The following is a 21,485-nucleotide window of genomic DNA, read 5'->3' as shown; positions in this document are numbered from 1 at the left end:
GCTGCCCCCTATTAACGTAGTTTTACCCAGTATTGTAAGGAATTAACCATGGCAGAATATTCTACATTTACCTCTGAGTCGGTTTCAGAAGGCCACCCCGATAAAATGGCCGATCAAATTTCTGATGCTATTTTAGACGCTATTATTGCGCGCGATAAGCACGCTCGCGTAGCGGTAGAAACTTTAGTAAAAACCGGCATGGCCGTGGTCGCCGGTGAGGTTAGCACCTCTTGCTATGTGGACTTAGAAGATATTATTCGCGACGTAATTACCGGCATAGGCTACAACAGCTCGGCGGTAGGCTTTGATGGCGCCAGCTGTGCGGTGTTAAACGCTATAGGTAAACAGTCACGCGACATCAACGTCGGTGTAGACCGTGCTAGCCCCGAAGAGCAAGGCGCTGGTGATCAAGGTTTAATGTTTGGCTATGCAACTAACGAAACTGAGTCGCTAATGCCCGCCGCAGTTTACTACTCACACCGTTTAGTTGAACGCCAAGCGAAATTACGCAAAGAAGGCATACTGCCTTGGTTGCGCCCCGACGCCAAATCGCAGGTTAGTTTACGTTATGAAAACGGCAAGCCCGTCGCCATAGACGCGGTGGTGTTATCAACCCAGCACGACCCAGAAATTGGTTTAGACGATTTACGCGAAGCGGTATTAGAAAATATTATTTTGCCGGTACTGCCTGCCGAGTGGCTGCACGCCGACACTAAATATCACATCAACCCTACCGGCGTTTTTATTATCGGCGGCCCCGTGGGCGACTGCGGCTTAACCGGCCGCAAAATTATTGTTGATACCTACGGCGGCATGGCTCGTCACGGTGGCGGTGCGTTCTCGGGCAAAGACCCCTCAAAAGTTGACCGCTCGGCCGCTTATGCTGGCCGTTATGTGGCTAAAAATGTAGTGGCTGCTGGCTTGGCCGAACGCTGCGAGCTACAAGTGTCTTATGCTATAGGTGTGGCTGAACCCACCTCTATTTCGGTAAACACGTTTGGCACTGGTACAGCCACTGACGATCAATTAGCGGCAGCGATACGCAAAGTGTTTGACCTGCGCCCTTACGGCATTAACAAGATGTTGGATTTAGAACACCCCATGTATCAGCTCACTGCTACCTACGGCCACTTTGGCCGCGAGCCTTTTGAGCATACCTATACCTGGAAAGACGAAAACGGTCAGCAACAGTCGGATACCTTTACCGCCTTTAGCTGGGAAAAAACGGATAAAGTTGATGCACTGAAAGCGGCGCTTTAAGTGCATCAAGAATTAAGCTGCAAGTTTTAAGCGGCAAGACAAAACAAAACATTTAATTTTAGGATTTTATTATGAGCGATTATAAAGTAGCCGATATTTCTTTAGCCGATTGGGGCCGTAAAGAATTAGACATAGCCGAAACCGAAATGCCTGCCTTAATGGCTATGCGCGCCAAGTACAGTGCCAGCCAACCTTTAGCGGGCGCTAAGATTTTAGGTTGCATACACATGACCATACAAACTGGTGTGCTTATCGAAACCTTAGTGGCTTTGGGCGCTGAAGTACGCTGGTCTTCTTGTAATATTTTCTCTACTCAAGATCACGCTGCTGCAGCCATTGCCGCCGCTGGTGTACCGGTATTTGCGTGGAAAGGCGAAACCGAAGAAGAGTATGAGTGGTGTTTAGAGCAAACCATTTTAAAAGATGGCCAGCCTTGGGATGCCAACATGATATTGGATGATGGCGGCGACTTAACCTTAATGCTGCACAATCAATACGGCAGCATGCTAGATAACATCCACGGCATTACCGAAGAAACCACCACCGGCGTACACCGTTTACAAGAGATGTTAGACAAAGGCACTTTAAAAGTCCCTGCGGTTAACGTAAACGACTCGGTAACCAAATCGAAAAATGACAACAAATACGGCTGTCGTCATTCGTTAAACGATGCCATTAAGCGCGGCACCGACCATTTGTTATCGGGCAAAAAAGCGCTCGTAATAGGCTATGGCGATGTGGGTAAAGGTTCTGCCCAGTCGCTAAACCAAGAAGGCATGATAGTACGCGTTGCAGAGATAGATCCTATCTGCGCTATGCAAGCCTGTATGGATGGCTTTGAAGTGGTTTCACCGTATAACGACGGCATCAATACCGGTAAAGTAGCCGACACCAACAAAGCACTGCTCAACAACACCGACTTGATTGTGACCACTACCGGCAACTTTAATGTTTGCGATTCTGCTATTTTACAATCGCTAAAATCCGGCACAGTCGTATGTAACATCGGCCACTTCGACAATGAAATCGACACCGCCTATATGCGCAAAAACTGGCAGTGGGATGAAGTTAAACCACAGGTACATAAAGTCTACCGCGACAAAGCCAGCAATGATTACCTGATTTTACTATCGGAAGGTCGCTTGGTAAATCTAGGTAATGCTACCGGCCACCCTTCTCGTATTATGGACGGCTCTTTTGCCAACCAAGTACTGGCGCAAATTTATTTGTATGAACGCAAATTTGCCGACCTAGAAGACAACTTAAAGCCAGCTGCAATCACCCTAGAAGTATTGCCTAAAAAACTGGATGAAGAAGTGGCAGCCCATATGGTTAGCGGCTTTGGTGGTGTCATCACCAAACTGACCAAAGAACAAGCCGAGTACATTAATGTATCCGTAACCGGCCCGTTCAAAACTGACACTTATAAGTATTAATACCAGTAATATTTATAACAGTCGCTAGTGACCTAGTCACTAGTCGCTAGAAAAACATTATGATCGCTAGCTCCACTAGGGACTAGCGACTACTAACTAGAGACTTTCACAATGTCTAAACGATTTTCTTTTGAGTTTTTCCCTGCCAAAACCGATGCAGGCAAAGAAAAGCTTAAATTAGTACGCTCTGAGCTCAACCAACTCAATCCTGACTTTTTTTCTGTCACCTATGGTGCTGGCGGTTCCACCCGTGACAACACCAAAGACATCGTGCTGGAAATGATAGGCGAAGGCATAGACACCGCCCCGCATTTGTCTTTTGGCAGCGATAGCAAAGAAGAAATACTTGAGCTCATCAATGGTTATAAAGATGCCGGCGTTAACCGCATGGTAGCCCTGCGTGGCGACATGCCTTCGGGCTTGGGCGCGCAGCGCTTAGTATATGCCAGCGAATTGGTTGCCTTTATACGCGAGCATACTGGTGACCATTTTAATATAGAAGTGGGCTGTTACCCGGAAATACATCCTGATGCCGACAACTATGCGCAGGACATACAGTTTTTAAAAGAGAAATTGGATGCCGGTGCCAACAGCGCTATTACCCAATACTTTTTTAATGTCGACGCCTATTTTCACTTTTTGGAAAAATGCGCCAAGATAGGCATAGACAAGCCCATATACCCCGGCATCATGCCTATCATCAATCACCACAATCTAGCGCGCTTTTCAAAAACCTGTGGCGCTGAAATACCACGCTGGTTGGGCTATAAATTAGAGTGTTTAGAAAACGACCCCGAAGGTTTAAAAGCGTTTACCACCGACTTTGTCAGCGGTTTATGTGAGCGCTTATTAGCTGGCGGTGCACCGGGCTTGCATTTTTACACCATGAACTTGGTAGAGCCCAATAAAGCTATTTGGCAAAACTTAAAACTTTCTTAATCAGGCTGGCTGCCCATGCGTATCCCTAGAATCTTTACCTTAAGCAATATGGCCAGCGGCCAATCTGTTGAACTAGAGGCGCAGGCCAGCCACTATTTAAGTAAAGTCTTGCGCATGCAAACTGACGCTGCCCTAATATTATTTAATAATCAGGGCGGCGAGTTTGATGCCAACATAGTTAGCATTGCGAAAAAATCCGTCAGCGTTGTTATAGGCGAGCACCGCAGCGACAATAGGCAATCGCCCTTATCGGTACACTTAGGCATAGCCATGTCTAAGGGCGACCGTATGGATTGGGTAATGCAAAAAGCCACCGAGTTAGGCGCCAGTGAAATTACCCCACTGTACACCGATCGCACCGAATTAAAATTGAAAGCCGATAGAGCCGATAAAAAACACAGCCACTGGCACAATATAATCATCAGCGCCTGCGAACAATGCCAGCGCAACCTATTGCCGCAGCTACACCAGCCCAGCAATCTGCAGGATTGGTTAAACAGCGCCCAGGCCGATAAAAAGTTAGTACTGCACCACCGCAACAGCCAACAACTCAACCCCGCTGACAGCCCCAGCAGCGCCGCCATTTTAATAGGCCCCGAAGGCGGTTTAAGCGATAGCGAAATTCAACTGGCCGAGGCGCAGGGGTTTAACGCCCTAAGCCTAGGCCCAAGAGTATTGCGCACTGAAACCGCCCCATTAGTCGCGCTAACCTTATTACAATCGCTATGGGGCGATATATAAACCAATAATTATTTTCTGGAATAAAAAAGGCCTCAACAACAGAGGCCTTTCTTCTTACGCTTTTCATCTAGGAACTAGGAACTAGGAACTAAAACCCTACCCTTTTGCTTTATCTATCATATCCCTTAAATAGAAAAAGCTAGAGCCCAACAAATACCCCGGCTTACGTAACAAGGTTCCGCCAGGGAAAGTGTGATGTTTTATTTGATTCCAAATATCGTAGCGCTCTGTATTGCCCATCGCTTTTTCAGCCAGCACGCGACCCGCTATATGGGTGGCAACCACACCAAAACCCGAGAAACCCTGCACAAAGTAAACATTGTTTGCGTATTCACCCATGTGCGGCATACGGTTAACCGCTATATCTATATGGCCACCCCAAGCATAGTCAACTTTCACATCGGCTAACTGAGGGAATACTTTCAGCATATCTTTAAACATGGCCTTGCCTATGTCTTTGGGATCTTTACCGCTGTAAATAGTTTTACCGCCAAATAATAAACGATTGTCGGCGGTTAAACGGAAGTAATCTAATATATGGCGCATATCGCACACCGCCTGGCCGTGTGGAATTAATTTTTGTACCCGCTCTGCCGACAGTGGTTCTGTGGCAATAATATAGGTGCCAGCAGGCATTATTTTTTTCTGTAATTTCGGTGCAGCTTTACCCAAATAGCAATTGGCGGTCATGATGACCTGCTTGGCTTTTACCCGACCGTGCGCGGTAGTCACTATAGGCTCATCACCGCCCTGCACATCCAGCACCGGTGAGTGCTCATAGATGCGTACACCTAAAGCGGCTGCGGCTTTTGCTTCACCCACGGCCAATTTTAAGGGATGTAGGTGACCGTTGCTTTGATTGTCTAGCGCACCTATATAGCTATCACTATCGATATAACTTTTTACATCCTGCTGCGAAATAATACTCAAGTGTTCGGCGCCGCCCCACTTTTCCTCCTCGGCGACAGAGTCATGCATGTAGTTCACATGCGACTTACACATAGCCGCCAATAAGTAACCCTTTTTGATATCGGCATTGATGTTATATTTTTCGGCTCTTTCGTAAATAATTTGTTTACCTTCATTGCTCATGTCGGCAAAGGTTTGGGCGGTATCATAACCAAACTTAGCTTCCATCTCGTCGTAGCTATCGCGCCAGCCGCCTATGATTTGGCCGCCGTTACGGCCCGAGGCCGCCCAACCTACTCTAACGCCTTCCAGCAAGACGACATCGTGACCCTGCTCGGCCAACTCTATAGCCGCTGAGATACCAGCAAAGCCGCCGCCTATAATGCACACTTCGGCTTCAATATTGCCTTGCAGGCGGGGATAGTCGGCCACTTCACCTACGGTAGCGGCATAATATGAATTAACATGCTGGCCATTAGCATCTTTAAATACGGAACGTGACATCGTAAAACTCCTACAACATAGCCTGCGCTCACCATAGGATAGGCAAACAGCAGGGTGGGGAAATTAATTTAACAGGGCTATTCAGATACTAGGGGGGTATTACCAATAGGTAGCAAACATCACCACCCACACCGCAGATAGAGCAAGGGGGTTACGGCCAGCTGCGCCAGAAGGTAAGCGGGCAGCGATATGATCTAGGCACAATGAACACATAAATAAATGGGCTGTCTACTGAATGATCATTCATTATAATGCAGTAAAACCCCCTGTCTACAATTTTTCTAAAAATATTTAATTATACATATAAAACAATAAGTTAAAATGAACAAACATTCATTATTATGATAGGGCCTGGCACCAAAGTAGAGATTAAACTGCTTTTACTGCAGGGCAAAATGCAAAAAACCGAGCCTAGCTCGGTTTTTAAGGGGGATCTTTGTCGCCTCGCCAGCGTAACGCTGGCGAGGCCCTCTGTACTAAAGCGCGGTATTACCCGCTCTGCATTACAACAACGCCAATACTTGCTGTTGTATGTAATCTACATTGGGAATAACCGCCTGCTCGCCGTTCACCAGCACATGGCCTAATTCAGCAGGTCCGGTTTCCACCTCTTCGTTGATAATCTCACTGGGCTGTATACGCATTAAGCGCGGTACGCTTTCGGTAATAAGGCCGCAGAAAGGTAGCCGCGCATCGTCGATCAGGGTGTTTAATACCGCTATGCGGCGGTTGGCGCTTTGGCTGGCAAAGGGCTCTTCGTTTATCGCCTCAAAGGACACCACCGGCACCTCTATACCGCGCCAGTTAATATTGCCTAAAAACCAGGTGGGTAAGTCACTGTGCTCTGTACTTGGTTCCATATAGGGGATAATTTCCGCTACGGTTACATTGGGCAGAACTAGCTGCTTGCCGTTCATAGGGATTAATAAGGTGGCCAACTCATCGTTGACCGTTGTTACTGCTTGTTCACTCATCCTATAACCTCTTGCTGGGCAACGGGCTGTTTAATTATTTGGGCCAACTGCAGTGCCAGTTCTTCTGGGCTGCCTTGAAAACTGACGCAACCCGTATTAATCGCAGCTTCAGGCATGGCGGCGCTGACACAACTGGCTGGGCTTTGCGCCCACACTTGGCCACCGCAAGCCTTGACTACCCGACAGCCAATTTCGCCGTCATTGCAGGTGCCGCTAAACACGATCACCCCTAGTTTTTTCCTATATTCTTTGGCCAACTCTGCCACCACTTGATCTATCGCCGGCTGATAAGGCCCCTGCCAGGCTTTGGTGGTTTTGATGACCTGACCAAAGGGCAAAAATCGCAACTGCGCATCGGCCGGCACCACTAAGGTTTCGCCTGCAACTAGGCTATGCTCTGTGCTTATTTGTTGTAAGGGGTAGGCCTGTTCGCCGCCCATGCCCCCCGATAAATAATGGTCAAAGTTAGCCTCTATATGCTGCGCATAAACAAAGGCTATGGGTAAGCCCTGAGGTAAAGCACTTAAAAAACGCTTGATCATTGCTGGGCCGCCTAGCGAAGCTGCCAATACCCAAACTTGTTCAGCCGTACCTAAGCGCTGCCGGCGCAAGCCGTCATTTTCTAAACTCAGGCTTTCTACTTTTTGTAATAAGCGCTTTTGCCACAGCTTATAGCGCTGCTCATCCTGCGCGGTAGGCAGCTCATCATTCACCAATATAGGTTTGTCACTGTCATCACATAATATGTGCAGGATATTTTCGTCGTGTTGTGCACTACTATCCAATACCCACATATCCAGCTGGCTATCGTGATGCTGCCCCAAATAATCTATTAAAGGTTGGCTACTCTGGCTCACATCGATAGTCACTATCAAAGGGTTTAGCGCCCCCCCCAACAAGGCCATTAGCGCCTGCCGGCCAAGCTCACTATCGGTGACTAGTGCCACCCGCCTAGCATGTACTGTCACGGGCTTAATACGCTATCGCCCTGCGACAACGTCGGTCAATTCCAATATAGTTTCTAGCAACACGGTCTCTTGATAGGGCTTACCTAGGTAATGATTCACCCCTAAGCTCATGGCCCGCTCTCTGTGTTTGTCGCCAGTACGCGAGGTAATCATAATAATAGGTAGGTCTTTTAAACGACTGGTATGCCTTACCCTGCTAGCCACTTCGAAACCGTCCATGCGGGGCATTTCTATATCTAACAGCATCACATCGGGGATACGCTCCATATCGTTAAGCTGCGCAACCGCGTCTAAGCCATCTTTGGCCAACACCACCTCCATGCCTTGGCGCTCCAAGAAGCGCGACGTCACTTTACGTACAGTTACCGAATCATCCACTACCATAACCTTGGTAATACGATCTTCTGGATAGCTGCCTTCTTCTTGTTCTACTAACAAGCCTCTGTGAGCGTGCATGGCGTCGGCGCGTATCATCGCCGGTAAATCTAAGATGATAACCACGTTACCATCACCCAGCACCGTGGCACCGGACAAACCTTGTACCATGCTGAACTGTGGGCCCATGGGTTTTACCACAATTTCACGCGAGCCCATCAGATGATCCACTTGTATTGCCACAGAGTGATCAGCGCCACGCACTAAAATCACCGGCAAGGGCATGCTGCGGCCTTCTAGGTTGGGCATTTCGCCACGGTTTAATAAGGCGCCCATATAACGCAGCAAATAAGACTGGCCGGCGTATTCAAACAGAGGTGCATCGGGTTGATAGTAAGCCTCTAGCTCAAAGGGGCTAACCCGTACAATGCCCTCTATGGTGTTTAGCGGTATCGCATAGTTATCGCCGCCTATGTTAACCATTAGCGCGCGGTTAACCGATACGGTAAAGGGCAGACGCACAATAAAGCGCGTGCCTTGGCCATAGATAGACTCTATGTCCATGGTGCCACCCAGCTGTTTAATTTCGCTGTGCACCACATCCATGCCTACGCCGCGACCCGAAATCTGGGTGATTTTTTCGGCAGTACTGAAACCGGCCTGCAAAATAAATTGTAAAATTTCGTGATTAGAGAGGCTGGCATCCTGCTCCATTAAGCCACGCTCTATGGCCTTTTTCTGCACCGCAGCTAGATTAACACCGGCACCATCATCGGACAGGGTTAGTACGATCTCCCCCCCTTCCCTAGCCAGGTTTAGCGCAACAGTCCCGCGCGGTGATTTACCCGCCGCTTGGCGCTGCTCTTTAGTTTCTATGCCATGGTCTACCGCGTTACGCAGCATATGCTCTAAAGGAGCGACCATGCGCTCTAATACGGTACGGTCTAATTCGCCTTCGACATTATCTAAACGGAAGTCGACTTTTTTATCCAGCTCGCCACTCACCTGCCTAACGATGCGGCGCAACCTAGGCACCATGCGCGAGAAAGGCACCATGCGTGAACGCATCAGGCCTTCTTGTAATTCGGTGTTGATACGCGACTGCTGTACTAACAGGGTTTCCATGTCGCGGGCTTTATCGGCCAGCGTGCCCTTGATATCAGTCAAATCTGAAGAGGACTCTAACAGCGAGCGCGATAATTGTTGCAGCTGCGAGTAACGATCCATTTCTAGAGGATCAAAGCCATCAAGGCCTTCACTCTCTACCTGCTCTTGGCGAAATAGGATTTGTTGTTCGGTTTCCATATCCAAGCGACGCACTTGCTGCTGCAAACGATCGACGGTGATTTGCATATCGTCTAGCGAGAACACCAATTCCGATATTTGCTCTTCGGCACGGCCACGTGAGATGGAGGTTTCACCGGCGAGGTTAACCAACTCTTCTAGTAACTGCGCAGAAACTTTAACCACTTCTTGCGGCCCGCGCTTACTATCGACAGGCAAGGGTTTTACACTATTGTTGTCAAACGCAGGAGCAGTGAAAGGGGCGACTTCTTTTTCAACTTTAGTCGAACCTAGCGGCAGATTAAATTCGTTGCGTTTCTCCGCTGTTGGCATAATGTCGAGCTTAGCGGTTTGCGCTGCTACATCAGTAACCGTATTGCCAGACGATGGTTTAACCGCAGGCAGCTCGGCCGCCAGGTCAGCAACACTTTCGCCCTGCTTGAGCTGCTCAACAATAGCCACTAACTGATCTTGGCTGGCTAAGGTTTCAGCCATCAACGCGTCATCGGCTTGTAAATTATCTAGATCTAAACTTTCTAAACGGGTTTCAAAGTCATGGCTTAAGTCACCTATGCTGCTAATGCCCGCTAAGCGCGCGCCGCCTTTTAAAGTATGCAGAACTCGCAGTAACTCATCGGGATGGGCGCGATTGTTTCTATCCTCACTCCAAGCATGGATGGCCTCGTCTAGCGACTCTAATAGCTCGCCCGCCTCCTCCATGAAGATTTCAATAATCTCCTCGTCCAGCTCTTCATCATCGTCATCTTCGGCTTGTTGTGCCACAGACTTAGGCGCTATTGCGACGGGTTCTGGTTCTGGTTCTGGTTCTGGTTCTGGTTCTGGTTCTGGGGAAGATTCTAGAGCAGCGCTTTCAAAATCAATGCGCTCTATAGAGCTTTCGTTATCATTTTCAATTTCGACAGTTACAGGTTCAGTAACGAGGCTCGCCGCCTGCATGCTGAAGTCTTCTATCTCGATTAACAGCGCCTCATCGAAGCCGGGGGTTTGATGACCGGCAATCTGATCCAGCATATCAATTAAGGCATCGTTACCCTGTGAAGCCAAGGCACAAAACGCCTCACCTTTTTCGCCAGCATCTATGGCCTGTCTATAAAGAACCTGCATGGCTTGTGCAAGCTCGACAAAGGCCGGCATATTAATCGCTTCGCCGCGCTCTATCATTCTGGCAAATTGCGCAAGCAACTGTGAATAGTCGCCGTCACTTAATTCATCCTTAGGCCAAGCGATGAGTGTTTGATCAGCATCGCTAACCACATCCAAGCTAAGAGTAAGAAATTCGTTCAGTGCCTGCGGCGGTATGCTGTTATCTTCGGCATCGGCATCGGCGGCAATCGCTAAGCGCTCTTGATGCAAAACGGATAGCTGTACTAAAAAGTCTTCACTACCCGGCAGGGTTTGTAAGGGCGTGCTGCCCAGTTGCTCAGCACCCTGTAATATATAAGCAGAGGTTTGCTCTAACACTTCAATGATGGGGTGGTCGGCCTTCATCTGCATGGCGCGCAAATCTTTTATTAAACCTTCCACCGGGCCCACTATCATCGCCACTGGGCCAATGCCTGCCATATTGGCGCTACCTTTTAGGGTATGCAGGGCACGCTGTAAATCATCGGTTAAATCGGCAGGGCCGGCCAACTCACGGTAGTGAGCAATAAATTGATTTAATACCTCACGGTGGGTAGCAGCCTCACCAGCAAAAATTTCCAGCAGCTCGCTATCAATCTCTTCCTCGGGCTCATCTGCCAACTCTAACGCTAAAACATCCTCGGTAATGGCTTCGGCGGGGTCCTCGATCTGCAAAACGGGGGCATCGTCTAGCTCTTTCGACGCGGTTTCAGGCGCCTCTACCACCGGTTCATCACCGGCTATATACGCTTCAGCCCTAGCAATAAAGGCCTGTGCAGTTGTACCGTCTATGCTTTGCCTATGCTCAAACGCACTGACCAAGGCGGGAGCATAATCCGCAACTTCAGCGGCCAAGTTTAAATGCGCGGAGTCTAGCGCTAAGGAACCATCAATAATCGTATTGAGTAAGCTTTCTATCGCCCAGGCTAATTCGCCTATAGCCGTTGCACCGACCATGCGGCCACTGCCTTTTAAGGTGTGGAAGGCGCGACGCACCGTATCGCTAGCGTCGGCATTAGCGTGATCAGCCTGCCATTGTGGCAAGTATTCGCCTATGGTTTCTAATACTTCCGCGGCTTCTTCAATAAAGATTTCAACAATTTCTGGATCGTAATCCTCGTCGTCTTCTATAGGCGCTGCGGCGACAGCTGCTGCCACGGGAGCATCGCTAAGGTCTTCGTCGCCAAGTGCCTCATCCATTTCAAAATCAATAACGGCGTCATCAGCATCGGCGACATATTCTGCCTCCATAACCTCGGCTAAGGCAGAAATATATTCAGGAGCTAGCTCACTAACAACTTCGGTCAGCTCGGGAAGTTCAGCCTCTAATAGTGGCGGCTCTTGTGCGGGTGTTTCGGCTACTAGCGCAGGTGGCTCGGCATCCAGTAGCGGCGGCTCCACGTCTAATACAGGAGGCTGTTCATCAATTTCCTGTGACCTCTGCTCAGCCTCTGCCGATAACAGTGGTGGCTCATCCACGTGGGCAGCATCTTCAGCGGCAACGGGATAACCTAACTCGGCGACGCTGTCTGCAGCCATATCTAAAATCATACTGCCGTCGCTTTCTGGATCTTCAACTAGGCGTTCTAAATAATAATCTATAGAGGTAATCGCATCCGCTAGGGTATCCAATACCTGCCAGTCGGGCACGCCCTTGCTAACTAGCAGGTCGTGACTGATATAGGTTTCGCAGGATTGTAAAATTTTGCTGGCGCGCGCTAACGGCACCATGGACAGGCTACCAATAATGTTTTGTAATTGCGCGGGCACTTCCGTCAGGCAGTTGTGATCCCATTGCGTGGCGACAAACTCTATCACCGCATCTTTAGCCTGTTCTAAACCTACCCGCGACTCACGCAATACTGAACCGAAGGCCGCATCCAAATGCCCCTGCGCTTCTTCGCTATCATTAAATAGCTGCTGTTTTTTCTCTGGCTCTACCAACTCTTCCGGTTTAAGTTCTAGAGAGATTGCGCTAATCCCTGCCAGAATTTGGGCTATCTCTTGCGCGTCAATATCGGTAGCCAATTGTTTGGCAAAACTGGTATATAGCTCTTGTAATTGTTTTAGCTGACTACCCAAACCCAATATCGCCATGGTGTCACAAACACGACGAAATAGCGGCAGTATTGCAGCCAAGGCAACACTATCCGTAGCTGCCATTTGCATTTGCTGCTGTATATCGGACAGCTCTTTCACTAGGGCAATGATAACCGCGTGCATCGCCGCGCTGTCGGGGGTGGCTAAATCACCACCCTCTAGATCGCCTTCGCCCAATAGCGAACCCGCTAGATTAAAATCGTTTTTGATTTCTTTAATATAACGAGAGTTGGCCTTGCTACGCGCCACATAATAAAGCAGGTTTTTGACTAAATCTTCAGGGTACGGCGCCAGTACAGCCTGCTCACCTTGATCAATAATGTTTTTTATTTGCTTATCAATTTGGCGCAGTAATATTTTTACCGACACGCTGGTTTCTATAGAACCATTTAACAAGCCTTCTAGTACAGCGATACACACCCGCCATATAGCTTGTGAGGACTGCCCTTCTGACACCTTCACCAAGCGCGCACAAACTTTGGCTAAATAGTTGAGGTTTTTCCTAACATCTTTGCCACGGATTAATCCCAGCAAAGCGATTTGATACATCTGCCGCAATTTATGCGCAATCTCTGCCAGCTCTTTCCCTGAAATACTCAAGGCCACGACGTCATGGATATCATTAGCCACGGACATGTCGGGGGCAAACAATACTGTTTCTGACAACAGTTGTTCGCCACGCACGGCGCGCAAATCATTTAATACCGGCAGTAAAATAGAAGGCAAACCGTGACGCGACGCTTTTACCCGCTCTAAATAACGAGGTAACTGCACCATGGCCGCATGCAACACTTGCAGGGCATCTTCAACGTGGTTTTCGTGTATGCGGTTATGGGAAATAGCATCCGCGACGTATTCCATTTCTTCGGCCAGCAAAGCTGCGCCAAAAAACTCGACCATACGCAATGTGCCTAACACCTGATGTATATGTGTTAAGCAAAAGCGTAACTTTGTCGCATCATCACGATTGGCAATATAGGCATCTAAAGCTTGCGCGGCCTGTTTGAGAGTTTCTTCTATCTCTCCAGCTACCCAATCTAGCGCAACATAATCTCGACGCTCAACCATTCTCTATGGCCCTTTTTTTATCAATTCAATCAGCGGTAACATGTTCATCAGCATGGATATAGGCCAGCACATGTTCATCGGCCAGCCTCTTCATATTCGGGTGACGCCAGTTAGTCACCTCACCTGCGCCCATGACAAGTAAACCGCCGGGCTTCAAGCGCTCAGCAAACATATCCAGTAACTGTTTATGACGCCTACGCTGAAAATATATCAATACGTTTTGGCAATAAATAATATCCATTTTTATCGCTGGCGCTTGTGCTAGCTCTAGGATATTACCTTGCGTAAAACATAGCTTTTGTTTCAGGCCAGGGACTATGTGAAAGTGTTTATCACCCTGCTCTGAAAAGTATTTTATCTTTGCTTCTACCGGCACGCGCTCTAACTTACGCGGCGCATAGGCACCTCGCCTAGCATAATGCAGTGCCGTTGAGCTAATGTCGGTTGCCGTTACCCCTATAAAAACTTTGGCCCGGGTGTAATCAACCATATCGTTGGCAACCATGGCGAGTGAATAGGCTTCTTCACCGGTTGAACAACCCACACTCCATATTTCTAAAGTGTCATCCTGTGGCCTTAGCTGTGCATCTAAACGTTTTAATAAAAACTGCTTAACTGCTTTAAACGCATCTGCATCTCTAAAAAAACTGGTTTCTTTTACCGAGATGCGGTCAACCAACAAGGACCACTCTATCGCCCCTTGCGGCACGGCACTGACTTGCTGAAAATAGGCATCGTAATCACTAATACCTATTTCCCGCATACGCAACACCAAACCCGCTTGTAAAATAGAACGGTGTTGCATAAAGCATATGCCGGTACGCTGCTCTAATAACTGCTGCCACTGCGCATATTGCGTATCGCTTAATGGCGCTGGTGACTCAAAAGCCCACGACGCCATTAACCGTTACATCGCCAGAACTGTTGCTTGCTACGCACACTGAAAATTATTAAACCTCCGCTAAGTCCACATCGATTTCGGTGATATCGCCAGCCATATCATCTCCCAACAATACATCTTCCTCTTCAGGCAGTTTGAAACCGGCTACTGATTGTTTCAGTTCATTAGCCATGCCGGCCAATTTACCGATAGATTGCGCTGTAGCGGTAGTACCTGATGAAGTTTGTGAAGTGATTTCTTGGATAACATTCATCGTATTGGATATGTGGCCCGCTGATGATGCCTGTTGGCGCGCAGCGTTGGAGATGTTTTGTATCAATTCTGCCAATTCCTGCGATACCGTTTCGATTTCTTCCAGTGCTGTACCCGCGTCTTGTGCTAAGCGCGCACCACGTACCACCTCGGCAGTGGTTTGTTCCATCGAGATTACTGCTTCGTTAGTATCCGACTGAATGGTTTTTACCAGCGCTTCTATCTGTTTCGTTGCCGCTGATGAACGTTCCGCAAGACGCTGTACCTCATCCGCAACAACCGCGAAGCCCCTACCGGCGTCGCCCGCCATCGATGCCTGTATCGCGGCGTTAAGTGCCAGAATGTTAGTTTGGTCGGCAATGTCGTTGATCAACGATACGATGTCACCAATCTCTTGCGATGATTCACCCAATCGCTTGATACGTTTTGACGTTTCTTGAATCTGTTCACGAATGTTATCCATGCCGTGTATGGTGTTTTGCACCACCTCAGCACCGGTGTTTGCGATGGTTACCGAGCGCTCCGCAACGCTAGCCGATTCGGCAGCGTTTGAGGATACTTGGTCGATGGTCACCGCCATCTCGTTTACCGCAGCTGACGCCCCGGCAATTTCTTGTGCTTGGTGCTCAGAAGCCTCGGCTAAGTGTAAGGCTGTGCCCTGAGTTTCCTCTGCCGCCACCGATACTTTTACCGCGGTGTCGTTTATTTGCGATACCAATATACGCAGCTGATCGATAGTGAAGTTAATCGAGTCAGCGATGGCGCCGGTGAAATCTTCCGATACCGTTGCAGTGGTGGTTAAGTCACCGTCCGCGAGGTCGGCTAGCTCATCCAGTAAACGCAAAATCGCGGTTTGGTTACGCTCATTGGTATCCGCAGTTTCATTTAAGCGGGCACGGGTATTACGAAAGTTTTGTATACCTATCATAAATACCGCAAAGATGGTGATACCGATAAACACCAGGGCGGTGGTGGTAGTAACGGTGCGTTCACCTTCTAACGTATTAATACGCGATGCCAGTTCACTGGTTTGCTCCATCATGAGGGGAGCGTCAACTAAGATTTTATCGGCCGCTAAACGCGCCTTTAACAAATCGGGTGATGCTTGGAATATTTTGTCTACCGAGCCGCTTACAAATTCAAACAGCTCACTAATGCCCTCTAAGCTGGCCTTAGCCTCGGCATCGGTAACCCGATTAATACCCATCACACGGTTGCCTTTCAACATGCCGTCCAACACGCTACCAAACAAACTCGCATCAAGGTTAAATTGATCAGCTGCCACTTTCGCAGCGTCACCACCTTGCAGCATTTTATCAACGTTACGGGCGATACGTTCTGCTAACCAGGATTGCCTTTGCGCTACCGCGACTTGATCGGCTGGGGCTTTATTGTCGGTCAGTATCTCTACAACGCTGTTATATTCTTCCTGCAGCACAGGTATAGATTCGTTGAGCGTTCTGGCAACGTCATGCAAAAACAGTATGCGATCACGGTTTTTAACAATGGTTTCAGCCGAGGTATTAACCTGCGCCCAGGTTGAACCCAGCGTCGACAACTCATCGGTTAACATCGCCTGTGGCGAGGGCAGGTCGCCCTTACCATTAAGCAAGGTGCGCAAGGTGTCGTTAAAGCTACTACGCGACGTATCCAGCTGCTTAAAGGCCTCTGGGTCACCGCCGGTCGCTTGCCGCGAACTGGTGGCAATTTGCTGCGACAAGATACGCAACTCGCCCGTCATCTCTAAGTATTGTGCATCGTGGCCCGCATCTCGCAATACGATATACGCATTAATAACCGCCCCCACCAAGCCTGCGGCCAGCAATACTATAAAGAATAGTATGGTGCGATTCGTCGACAGCTTATTAGCTGCACCTTTTGTTTTAGCATTCATGCCCGGAACTCCCAGCCCAATATCCGATCGTTAATTACATTTTATTATTAAGCCGCCAGATTAATTGGCCGCTGCATTCATAAAATCTGCGTTCTGTGCCAGCTTGAAGGTGCTAAACACCACCCAAGTGTCACCGTTCTGTTGATAACTGCCCGCCAAAAAAGGTGCCAAAGCTTCAACGCCAGCTGGCAACTCATTACTGAAGGTATCAACGGGGAAATGCTGCATACCGTGCACCTCATTCACTATCAGGCCGGTATACAGCTCACCTAACTCTAAAGACAGCACACGATGATTTTTGCGACCACCGCTTAATGCACCACCAAAAAAAACTTCTAAGTCGATTAGCGGTAGTAACTTACCCCGCACATTGGAAACACCACGCACCCAAGGCTTAACCCCCGGCAAACGGGTAGCGGGAGGCTGCACTAAAATTTCAGACACTTCGCCCATAGGAGCCACAAACCGATAACCCCCCAAGGTAAAACCTATACCCGACCACAGCGGTACAACATTGGCCTGCGCAGGCAGGCCTTTAGCCAACTGCAAACTGCGGCTGGCTATATCTTGCAAGGTGGCAAAAGCTTGTAGTTGTTTACTCATAGCAACTCACTGTCGTTATGTGCACCTATGGCTTAGCCCAGTACTTCATTAATCGCGCTCATAAGCACGGCATCATCAACCGGCTTGGTTAAGTAACCCTTGGCACCTTGGCGCTGGCCCCACAACCTATCGGTTTCCTGATCTTTGGTGGTCACGATGATCACAGGGATATGGCTGGTGCTGGCATTTTTGCTCAGCTGCCTAGTGGCCTGAAAGCCATTTAAGCCTGGCATCACGATATCCATAAGCACAACATCGGGTAATTCAGCCTTGGCCGTAGCCACACCCTCTTCACCGCTACCGGCAGTAAGCACCTGGTGACCATGTTTATCAAGAATCGTCGACATTTTGTGTGTTTCGGTAGGCGAGTCATCAACAATCAATACTCGAGCCATAAATCATTCCCTCTAGATACTGTATGCAGAGCCCAGTTAAGAGCCTTCATTATTTATTATTATCACTGCCAAACGTGTTTACGCTTCGCTGACATGGGCCTGTATAGCGCCCAATAATTCATTTTTACTGAAAGGTTTGGTGAGATATTGATCAGAGCCCACTATACGACCCTTGGCCTTATCAAATAAGCCATCTTTACTAGACAACATAATCACGGGTGTAGACTTAAATTCACTGTTGTTTTTGATTAGTGCGCAGGTCTGGTAACCATCGAGACGCGGCATCATAATATCGACAAAGATGATATCGGGCTTGCTGTCGGCAATTTTCGCCAAGGCATCAAAGCCATCGGTAGCGGTAATAACTTCACAACCCACTTTTTTTAGCAGGGTTTCCGCCGTACGACGAATGGTTTTACTATCATCGATGACCATGATTTTTAAATCTTCAAAGTTTACTTCCATACCATCGACCTTTTTATCTTTTTAACTCGCTGTACCTGCGCAGTTATGGATTATCACAAAACTTTTTAATATTTAACACAGTTTCAAGCTTTTATCCATAAACCCCAGATAATTCTAGGGAAAATCTATTTTTTGCTGTTTTATAGCAAGCCTTGATTTGTACCGCACAGCCACGTAACTTAAAGCAAATTACCAGTATAGAAGCACAATGCAATATCGCCCAGCTGGAACTGAGAAACAACTAACAGAATTTAGCCACCACATCGATTAAAGAGCAGACCCACTATGACTATTCACCTAGGCGTGGTAATGGACCCTATAGCTAGCATCCATTACAAAAAAGACAGCACCATCGCCATGTTATGGGCTGCCAGCGACAGAGGCTGGCAGATTAGCTATATGCGCCAGCAAGACCTCTACCTCAGCAAGGGCGAGGCACGGGCAAGCGCCGCGCCGCTGCAAGTTTTTCGCGACCCCGAGCACTTCTATGAGCTGGGCGCTAGCCAAGATATTGCCTTAGGCGACCTCGATGTCATCCTTATGCGCAAAGACCCACCTTTTGATAACGAGTTTCTCTACAGCACCTACATCCTAGAAGCCGCCGAGCGTCAGGGCGCGCTGGTGGTTAACAAGCCACGAAGCTTACGCGATCACAACGAGAAACTGTTTGCCACCGAGTTTCCCGATTGCTGCCCACCGCTAGTCGTTAGCCGTGACCCCGCCCGCCTGCGCGCCTTTCACCAGCAATACCAGGACGTGATTTTTAAGCCTCTAGACGGCATGGGCGGCGCGTCCATTTTTAGAGTAAAAGCTGATGACCCCAACTTAGGCGTCATCCTAGAAACCCTCACTAACTTCGGCCAAAGTACTATCATGGCCCAGCAGTTTATCCCCGATATCAGCAATGGCGACAAACGTGTACTGCTGATTAACGGTGAACCGGTACCTTATTGCCTAGCACGCATACCCGCCCAGGGCGAAACCCGCGGCAACATAGCCGCCGGCGGCACCGGCCGGGCCCAGCCCTTGAGCGACCGCGACCGTTGGATAGCGGCACAAGTAGGCCCCATCGCCAAAGAGCGTGGGCTGTTATTGGTAGGCTTGGATATTATTGGTGACTACCTCACCGAAATTAACGTCACCAGCCCCACCTGCTTACGCGAGATCGATAGCGCCTACCAAACGGATATTGCGGCTATGCTAATGGATGAAATTCAACAGTTGCTAGCGCAAGCGTAAATGGCTGTCACCATGGCCGCGACTCTACCCCCACAAAACCCCGGCGACTTGGCTAACGACCGCCTGGGTTTTGCCCTGTGCCTAGCGCTGGCGCTACATGCGGCTATTATTTTAGGTATTAGCTTTAGCCCCGAAGCCCGACAGGCCGTGGCTACTAAGCTGGAAATCACCCTTTCCCAGTACCGCAGCCAAACCAAACCCAAGCAGGCGGACTTTTTAGCGCAAAGCAATCAACAAGGCAGCGGCACGCTTAAAGAAGCCGCCATGCTCACTACCCGCGATAAGGCCCAGTTTCACGACAACACCATCCGTGAAATTGCCCCCCAGCAGCAGACCAGCCACAGTGCCGCGCAACAAAAAACCAGCCCCGTACTGGTAACTCAGAGCAGTTCCACCCATCAACAGCTACAGCGCGTCAGCCAAGATGAACAGCAGGAAAACCGCGAGCAGCAAATCAATGAGCTGACCGTAGCCCAACGTAAACAGGAAATCTCCAGCCTAGAAGCCAAACTCGACATGCAACGCCAGGCCTACGCCAAACGGCCGCGTATACGCAGGCTGACTTCGGTAGCCACCCAGCAGTCCGAGGATGCCCTCTACCTGCACCACTGGCGCGAGAAAATTGAAGCCATAGGCAACCAAAACTACCCCGCCGCCGCCAAGCAACAGCAAATATTTGGTGAGCTGCGCTTAGTGGTGTCACTGATGCCCGATGGCAGCGTATTTGATGTCAAAATCCTAGCCTCTTCCGGCCATAAGATTCTCGATCAAGCCGCCATACGTATAGTGCACCTAGCCGCCCCCTACCCGGCCTTCCCCGCCGAGATGCAGCGCAAAGTGGATGTGTTAGAGATCATACGCACCTGGCGCTTCCATCAAAACAAACTCACCTCCAGCAGCGAATAGACTTGAGATTGGCCAATTCACCCCCATACTATGGCTATGAACAACGAAACTACTAGCAGCAACCTTACTGGCCATTTTTTAATCGCCATGCCCAGCCTCAATGGCAGCGCCTTTGGCCATACCATTACCTATATCTGTGAACATAACGAGCAGGGCGCGATGGGCATAGTACTTAATCACCCGCTGCAGCTGAACCTGGACGACATCTTCGCCCACTTAGAGATAGACGACGTCAGCGCGACTAGACCCGATGCCGTTCTGGCCGGCGGCCCGGTACAAACGGAGCGTGGTTTTGTGCTACACGAACATCATCAAGACAAAACTTGGCAGGGCACCCAAAGCCTAGCCAACAACATCTACCTCACCACTTCGCAGGACATACTCGATGACATGGCCCACGACCGAGGCCCTGAGCACAGTTTAGTAGCCTTGGGCTATGCTGGCTGGGGCGCCGGGCAATTAGAGGCCGAACTCGCCGAAAACGCCTGGCTCACCACCCCCGCTGACAACGATATTATCTTCCGCACGCCTATAGAAAAACGTGCCAGCGCCGCCGCCGCCAAACTGGGCATAGACTTATCACTGATTTCACCACAAGCCGGCCACGCCTAATTAATGAATGCCCATAAAGCCATTACCGTTATCGCCTTTGATTACGGCCTCAAAACCATAGGCGTGGCGGTAGGGCAAAGCCTTACCCAAACCGCCAATCCCTTAGCTGAAATTAAAGCCAACGATGGCGTGCCCACAAACTGGCAGGAGATAGAGCAGCTGCTCAAAGAGTGGCAGCCCGACACCTGTGTGGTAGGCCTGCCCTTAAATATGGATGGCAGTCGCTCCGAGATGTGTACCCGCGCCGAAAAGTTTGCTCGCCGCCTCAACGGCCGCTTTGGCGTTAACGTCACGACCATGGATGAAAGGCTGTCTAGCTTTGAGGCCCGCGGCGACATTATCGAGCACACCGGTTCGCGGGATTTTAAACAACAGGGGGTGGATAGCTGGTCGGCCAAACTAATTTTAGAGAGCTGGTTTAATCAGCCCTAACGCTAGCGACTATTCAGCTGTTAAGTAGCCACTCGCCAACCACCATGTCACCTCCCAGCCATTAACACCTAGTCACTAGCCAGCG

Annotated in this window: 17 protein-coding genes; 8 read left to right on the top strand and 9 right to left on the bottom strand. The window is 49.3% G+C overall.

The genetic code is table 11. The features are described 5' to 3' along the window. Positions 1–48: 48 nt before the first annotated feature. The 4 genes from metK to B067_RS0104425 all read left to right on the top strand — a co-directional run bounded on the left by metK (position 49) and on the right by B067_RS0104425 (position 4,376). The gene (metK, locus tag B067_RS0104440; RefSeq protein WP_019528855.1) at positions 49–1,260 is read left to right on the top strand and encodes a methionine adenosyltransferase; all 1,212 of its coding nucleotides are present in this window, start codon (positions 49–51) and stop codon (positions 1,258–1,260) included. Positions 1,261–1,331: 71 nt separating this feature from the next. After that, complete coding sequence (ahcY, locus tag B067_RS0104435; RefSeq protein WP_019528854.1) at positions 1,332–2,696, top strand: adenosylhomocysteinase; 1,365 nt, start codon at positions 1,332–1,334, stop codon at positions 2,694–2,696. 111 nt (positions 2,697–2,807) lie between these two features. Beyond that, on the top strand, positions 2,808–3,635 hold the full coding sequence (gene metF / locus B067_RS0104430; protein WP_019528853.1) for a methylenetetrahydrofolate reductase [NAD(P)H]: 828 nt from the start codon (positions 2,808–2,810) through the stop codon (positions 3,633–3,635). 15 nt (positions 3,636–3,650) lie between these two features. Beyond that, positions 3,651–4,376 (top strand): 16S rRNA (uracil(1498)-N(3))-methyltransferase, encoded by a 726-nt coding sequence (locus B067_RS0104425; protein ID WP_019528852.1) that lies wholly within the window; start codon positions 3,651–3,653, stop codon positions 4,374–4,376. Between the two features lie 96 nt (positions 4,377–4,472). Here B067_RS0104425 and B067_RS0104420 read toward each other — a convergent pair whose 3' ends face one another. The 9 genes from B067_RS0104420 to pilG all read right to left on the bottom strand — a co-directional run bounded on the left by B067_RS0104420 (position 4,473) and on the right by pilG (position 18,211). After that, complete coding sequence (locus B067_RS0104420) at positions 4,473–5,789, bottom strand: NAD(P)/FAD-dependent oxidoreductase (protein ID WP_019528851.1); 1,317 nt, start codon at positions 5,787–5,789, stop codon at positions 4,473–4,475. A gap of 503 nt (positions 5,790–6,292) precedes the next feature. After that, on the bottom strand, positions 6,293–6,763 hold the full coding sequence (locus B067_RS0104410) for a chemotaxis protein CheW (protein WP_019528849.1): 471 nt from the start codon (positions 6,761–6,763) through the stop codon (positions 6,293–6,295). Further along, positions 6,760–7,731, bottom strand: coding sequence for a chemotaxis protein CheB (locus tag B067_RS21150; protein WP_156820739.1), 972 nt, complete (start codon positions 7,729–7,731; stop codon positions 6,760–6,762). Before B067_RS21150 ends, B067_RS0104410 begins: the two co-directional genes overlap by 4 nt. A 12-nt stretch (positions 7,732–7,743) precedes the next feature. Next, positions 7,744–13,701: a hybrid sensor histidine kinase/response regulator gene (locus B067_RS0104400; protein WP_019528847.1), complete on the bottom strand. Its 5,958-nt coding sequence runs from the start codon at positions 13,699–13,701 to the stop codon at positions 7,744–7,746. A gap of 25 nt (positions 13,702–13,726) precedes the next feature. Next, positions 13,727–14,602 (bottom strand): CheR family methyltransferase, encoded by an 876-nt coding sequence (locus B067_RS0104395; RefSeq protein ID WP_019528846.1) that lies wholly within the window; start codon positions 14,600–14,602, stop codon positions 13,727–13,729. 49 nt (positions 14,603–14,651) lie between these two features. Next, positions 14,652–16,748, bottom strand: a complete 2,097-nt coding sequence (locus B067_RS0104390) for a methyl-accepting chemotaxis protein (RefSeq protein ID WP_019528845.1) — start codon at positions 16,746–16,748, stop codon at positions 14,652–14,654. Positions 16,749–16,808: 60 nt separating this feature from the next. Then, positions 16,809–17,351, bottom strand: a complete 543-nt coding sequence (locus B067_RS0104385) for a chemotaxis protein CheW (protein WP_019528844.1) — start codon at positions 17,349–17,351, stop codon at positions 16,809–16,811. Between the two features lie 32 nt (positions 17,352–17,383). Then, positions 17,384–17,746 carry a twitching motility response regulator PilH gene (gene pilH / locus B067_RS0104380; RefSeq protein WP_019528843.1) on the bottom strand — a complete coding sequence of 121 codons (363 nt, stop codon included), beginning with the start codon at positions 17,744–17,746 and terminating at the stop codon, positions 17,384–17,386. Positions 17,747–17,824: 78 nt separating this feature from the next. After that, a complete protein-coding gene (gene pilG / locus B067_RS0104375; protein ID WP_019528842.1) occupies positions 17,825–18,211 on the bottom strand; it encodes a twitching motility response regulator PilG in 387 nt (128 codons plus the stop codon). A gap of 285 nt (positions 18,212–18,496) precedes the next feature. On the opposite strand from pilG, the gene gshB reads away from it, so the two are divergent. From gshB to ruvX, 4 genes are read left to right on the top strand one after another with little or no spacing between them, the layout of a single operon-like run. Continuing rightward, on the top strand, positions 18,497–19,450 hold the full coding sequence (gene gshB, locus B067_RS0104370) for a glutathione synthase (protein ID WP_019528841.1): 954 nt from the start codon (positions 18,497–18,499) through the stop codon (positions 19,448–19,450). 12 nt (positions 19,451–19,462) lie between these two features. Further along, on the top strand, positions 19,463–20,356 hold the full coding sequence (locus tag B067_RS0104365) for an energy transducer TonB (protein WP_156820738.1): 894 nt from the start codon (positions 19,463–19,465) through the stop codon (positions 20,354–20,356). Positions 20,357–20,386: 30 nt separating this feature from the next. Then, positions 20,387–20,968 carry a YqgE/AlgH family protein gene (locus B067_RS0104360; RefSeq protein ID WP_019528839.1) on the top strand — a complete coding sequence of 194 codons (582 nt, stop codon included), beginning with the start codon at positions 20,387–20,389 and terminating at the stop codon, positions 20,966–20,968. Positions 20,969–20,971: 3 nt separating this feature from the next. Beyond that, a complete protein-coding gene (gene ruvX, locus B067_RS0104355; protein WP_019528838.1) occupies positions 20,972–21,400 on the top strand; it encodes a Holliday junction resolvase RuvX in 429 nt (142 codons plus the stop codon). The last annotated feature ends 85 nt before the right edge of the window (positions 21,401–21,485 follow it).

It is taken from the genome of Dasania marina DSM 21967 (genome assembly GCF_000373485.1).
GTDB lineage: Bacteria > Pseudomonadota > Gammaproteobacteria > Pseudomonadales > Dasaniaceae > Dasania > Dasania marina.
This window is presented reverse-complemented; position numbering and strand designations above follow the sequence as displayed.